Annotated in this window: 5 protein-coding genes; 2 read left to right on the forward strand and 3 right to left on the reverse strand. The window is 69.2% G+C overall.

Features of this window, described 5'->3' with window-relative positions; translation table 11 throughout:
- Positions 1–56: 56 nt before the first annotated feature.
- Complete coding sequence (locus C5E10_RS02685; protein WP_104243600.1) at positions 57–359, reverse strand: DUF427 domain-containing protein; 303 nt, start codon at positions 357–359, stop codon at positions 57–59.
- A gap of 195 nt (positions 360–554) precedes the next feature.
- Here C5E10_RS02685 and glgX point away from each other — a divergent pair, with 195 nt between their 5' ends.
- Positions 555–2,600: a glycogen debranching protein GlgX gene (gene glgX, locus C5E10_RS02690; protein WP_258070974.1), complete on the forward strand. Its 2,046-nt coding sequence runs from the start codon at positions 555–557 to the stop codon at positions 2,598–2,600.
- Between the two features lie 57 nt (positions 2,601–2,657).
- Here glgX and C5E10_RS02695 read toward each other — a convergent pair whose 3' ends face one another.
- Entirely contained in the window at positions 2,658–2,957 is a 300-nt protein-coding gene (locus C5E10_RS02695) for a hypothetical protein (RefSeq protein ID WP_104330328.1), read from the reverse strand.
- 152 nt (positions 2,958–3,109) lie between these two features.
- On the reverse strand, positions 3,110–4,210 hold the full coding sequence (locus tag C5E10_RS02700) for a DUF418 domain-containing protein (protein ID WP_104330329.1): 1,101 nt from the start codon (positions 4,208–4,210) through the stop codon (positions 3,110–3,112).
- Between the two features lie 426 nt (positions 4,211–4,636).
- Here C5E10_RS02700 and C5E10_RS02705 point away from each other — a divergent pair.
- Positions 4,637–4,888: Asp23/Gls24 family envelope stress response protein (locus C5E10_RS02705; protein ID WP_146080128.1), on the forward strand; the 252-nt coding region annotated here is incomplete at its 3' end.

Below are 4,888 nucleotides of genomic sequence, written 5' to 3' on the forward strand. Positions count from 1 at the left end.
GGGGGGGGGGGGGGGGCGCGGCGGCGGGGCGGCGGGGCCAGCGGCGCGGCGCGGCGTCAGCCGAGGCTGACCTGCGACTTGTCGAAGGCGACGTAGCCGGCGAAGTCGTGGCCGACACGTTCGGTCGAGCCGTCGAACGGCTCCGGGTAGCTCCAGGCCGCGTCGCGGTGCGTGGCGCCGTCCACGACGACGTCCCAGTACTGCGCGTGCCCCTTCCACGGGCAGGTGTACTGCGTGTCGCTCTTCGTGAACGACTCGGAGTGCAGCGACGACGGCGGGAAGTAGTGGTTGCCCTCGATGCCGACGAGCTCCGACTCGGGCGCTTCAGCGATGACGGTTCCGTTGACAGTTGCCTTCATGGTGGTCTTCCTCCGACGAATAGCGAGTGGGTAGACGGGAAGCGTCGCCCCGTCAGCTGGGAGAAGGGTGATGTGCGTGGATGCGCGTCGCTCGTACCTGGGAGAACGTCGGCAGCGACGCCGATCGCCTGCCCTACTCTCAGCGGCGGGGATCCGCGCCGGGCCCCAGCTCCCCCGCCATTGGAAGGTCCCCCGTTGTCGAACTCCGCACCCTCCCGCCCGTATCCGCTCGGCTTCAGCACCGTCGACGGCAGATCGAACTTCGCGGTGTACTCCGAGACCGCAGATTCCGTGGATGTGTGCACCTTCGACGAGTCTGGAGCTGAGACCCGCACGCGCCTCGAGCACCGCACGGGCCACGTCTTCCACGGCTTCGTCGACGAGTTGCAGGTCGGCTCCCGCTACGGGCTGCGCGTCGATGGCCCATGGGACCCGGAGCGTGGCCTCCGCCACAACGTGAACAAGCTGCTGCTGGACCCGCACGCCACGGCGATCGAGGGCGAGTATGCGTGGTCGCAGTCGGTGTTCGGCCACGACATGAACGAGCCGGAGCAGCGCGACGACACGGACTCGGCAGGCTCGGTTCCCCTGAGCGTCGTCGCCGACCCCAGCTTCGACTGGGGCGACGACGTTTCGCCGCGTGTCCCGCTCGACAGGACGGTCGTCTACGAGGTGCACGTCAAGGGTTTCACGCAGCTGCACCCGGAGGTGCCCGAGGAGATCCGCGGAACGTACGCGGGTCTCGCGCACCCGGCGGCCATCAAGCATCTCGTCGACCTGGGCGTGACCTCGGTCGAGCTGCTGCCCGTGCAGCAGTTCGTGCAGGACAGCCATCTCGAGGAGAAGGGGCTCCGCAACTACTGGGGCTACAACTCGATCGGCTTCTTCGCGCCGCACGGCGACTACGCGGCAGCCGGCGACGGCGGCGGCCAGGTCGCCGAGTTCAAGGAGCTCGTGAAAGCCCTCCACGCGGCCGGCCTCGAGGTGATCCTCGACGTGGTCTACAACCACACAGCTGAAGGCAATCACATGGGTCCGACGCTGTCGTTCAAGGGCATCGACAACGCCGCCTACTACCGGCTCGTGGAGGGCGACGAGAGCCACTACTTCGACACCACCGGGACGGGCAACAGCGTCAACGTGGGCCACCCGGCGGCGCTCGGGCTCATCATGGACTCGCTGCGGTATTGGGTGAGCGAGATGCACGTCGACGGGTTCCGCTTCGATCTGGCCACGACCCTCACCCGTCAGGGCGGCGACGCGGAGCTGCACAGCGCCTTCCTGACGCTCATCCAGCAGGATCCGGTGCTCGCGCCGGTCAAGATGATCGCCGAGCCGTGGGATACGGCCGGATATCAGGTGGGCGGGTTCCCCGCGGACTGGTCGGAGTGGAACGGCAAGTTCCGCGACGACGCCCGCGACTACTGGAACGGCAGCGACGCGACCCTCGGCACGACGGCGCAGCGCATCCTCGGCTCGCCTGACGTGTACGAGGCGAGCCGCCGCTCGCCGCTGTCGAGCGTGAACTTCATCACCGCGCACGACGGGTTCACGCTCGCCGACCTCACCGCGTACAACGACAAGCACAATGCGGCGAACGGCGAGGACAACCAGGACGGCGAGAGCGACAACCGCTCGGCGAACGGCGGTGCGGAGGGCCCCACCGAGGACGAGGCGGTGAACGAGCGCCGCGCGCGCAAGCGCCGGAACCTGCTCGCGACGCTGCTCCTCTCGGCGGGTGTGCCCATGATCCTCGGCGGCGACGAGCTCGGCCGCACGCAGGGCGGCAACAACAACGCCTACTGCCAGGACAACGAGATCTCCTGGTTCGATTGGGAGGCCGTCGACGCCGAGCTGCTCGAGTTCACGCGGACGCTGCTCTCGTTGCGCGCCGAGCATCCCGCACTGCGGCCGGTCTGGTTCCGCCAGGCACCGGACACGGGTGCCGACGACACCGTGGACGTGCTGCGCTCCGACGCGCGTGGCTTCGACGACGCCGACTGGGAGAACCCGGATGCGCGTTCCATCGCGTTCGTGTTCTCGCACGTCGGCGCCGACTCGTTCGCTCTGCTGCTGAACGCGGCGGAGAACGCCGTCGAGTTCACGGTTCCCGAGGCTCCTCACGGCACCTGGGAGCTGGCGCTGTCCAGCGACGACGAGCAACGCGTCACCGCCCCGGTGACCACGCTCATGGTCAAGGAGGGCTCGTTCACGTTGCTGCGTTCGCCGGCCGAGCGCTGACGGTCGCCGCAGCTCCGGTACTCCCTGCGTCCGTGCTGACCGGGGAGCGCCGAGGGCTCAGTCCTCGACCCAGGGGCGCGCGAGGACGGCGTCCATCTCTCCACGGACGACCTCGGTGAAGATCACGAGGGCCTCATCCCTGGGGACATCGGAGAGCACGAGTTCCGGATCGTGCGGTCGTGCCGCATGCGACAGCACCACCGTTCCGGATGCGAAGGCAGTCACGAACCAGCCGTACGGGTCGCCGGCGCCGACGTCCGGCTCCTCGTCACTCGCATCGTCGAGCTCTGCGAGCAGCGCAGGCAGGTCCTCGACTCGGGCGGGATCCGACGAGCCATCGAGGTGCATCACGTCCATGGCGGGCACACTACGAGGCCTCCCTGGGCGCCCCCTCCCTGCGAACGCCCCGGCAAGATCGACGGCGGTCCAGCAAGCGACGGCGAGCAGCGCGTCAGCGACCCGGTGACCCGGTGACCCCGTGACCCCGCACACCGTCGAGGAGGACCAGTTCACGCTGCTGCGTTGGCCCGCCCGGCGCTGAGCTCGGTGTCGCGCACATCGCTGCTCGGGGCCGAGTCTCGCCGGAGGTGCCCGCGCGTGCCCCACGTGCCCCAACGCCAGAGCCATTCGAGCGGTCCCTGCGTGAAGGCACGCAGCCAGAGCGTGCTCGCGATCCACTGCAGCACGAGGATGCCGACGACGATGCTGAGCAGCAGCGTCCACGAGGTGCTGTTGGGCAGGTCGAAGAGCGCACCTGCGGCGAGCATCAGCGGGGCTGCAGCGACGTAGTTCGTGAGCGCCATCTTTCCGAGCGGCGTGAAGACGGCCTGCAGGCCGCGGGCGGCGCGGGTCGTCATGAGCAGCGAGAGCAGCGCGATGTACGCGCCGGCCATCGCGAATCCAGCGAGCCCGGAGGCGAGGTCGAAGCCGGACATCCGGATGTCCCCCGCCTGCCAGATCGCGAGCGGGATCGAGGCCGCGGTGAAGGCGAGGAGCGCGACGACGGAGCCGCCACGCGAGCGGCCGATCGACTGCACGATGCCGTACCGAGTGAGGGCGGCGCCGAGGAGGAAGACTCCCGGGATGAGGGTGATGCCGCCACCCGCCAGTGCGAGACTCGCGGCGATGAGCACGGCGGCACCGACGGCGACAGCCCAGCGCGGCATCCAGGTGCTGGGGAGCAGCACGAGCAGGCCGGCGATGGCGTACGGCCACAGCGCGGAGCCGCTCTGCAGGAACTCGAAGGGGATGCCGATGGCGAGGAGGATCAGGAGGCGCCTGAGCAGCACGAGCCTCGGTCGGCGCGAGCGTCGAGCGGCGGAATCGAAGAAGAGCGCGAAGCCGATGCCGAAGAGCAGCGAGAAGATCGGGAAGAAGCGCTGCTGCACGAACAGCTGCAGCCAGCCGCTCGGGTTGCCGAGATCGGCGGGCTGGAGCACGCCGGTGTCGGAGCCGAAGTGCACGAGCGGGGCGATGTTGACGAAGAGGATGCCGCAGAGTGCGACGCCACGGATGACGTCGAGGGCGGCGATTCGGCCACCGGCGGATGCGGATGCGGATGAAGGTGCAGGTGCAGCCGGGGCGCGTTCGAGGGAGGAGGGGGAAGTCAAGACATGCCTTTCGCGGCGCGGCCCGGATCTCGGGAATGACGCGACGACCCATCATCGGGCGGGGGCGTGACGGCTCGCGTCCGCCGCCGGACGGACCCGCGTCAGCCTCTGGGGTGACCTGGGCGGCCCGCCGGGTCGGAGAGCGGCAGCGGGTGCTCGGCTGCGGACAGGACGACCCGGATGGACTCGAGGGCGTCACCCGTACCGATCCGTTGCGCGAACTCCGCGCTGCTTCACCCCCGCGAGATCCCCTGATCCCCGGGGCAGAACAGGGTGAAACCCTGCCTCAGGCCCCGAAGCTGAGTGCCACCTGAGACCCGAAAACGAGTTTGTGACACTTCCGGGGCGGCCTGCGTCTCACCTGTACAAGCCCTCACGGTGCATCTGCATCGGGGTCGAGACCAGAAAGACAGAAGGAAGAGCATCATGGCGAACACCACACCCAACACGACTTCCGCCCACGGCACGGCTCAGACGTCCGGCAGCGTCGTCCCGACGACCTCGAACGGACGCGGCACGACGACGATCGTCGACAGCGTCGTGGCTCGCGTCGCTGGCATCGCCGCTCGCGAAGCACGTGGCGTCTACGACCTCGGTGGCGGCGCGGCTCGCGCGATCGGCGCCATCCGCAATGCCCTGAACGCCAACGACCAGGGTCAGGGCATCAGCGTCGAGGTC

It is taken from the genome of Pseudoclavibacter sp. RFBG4, from assembly GCF_002931515.1.
Classification (GTDB): domain Bacteria; phylum Actinomycetota; class Actinomycetes; order Actinomycetales; family Microbacteriaceae; genus Pseudoclavibacter.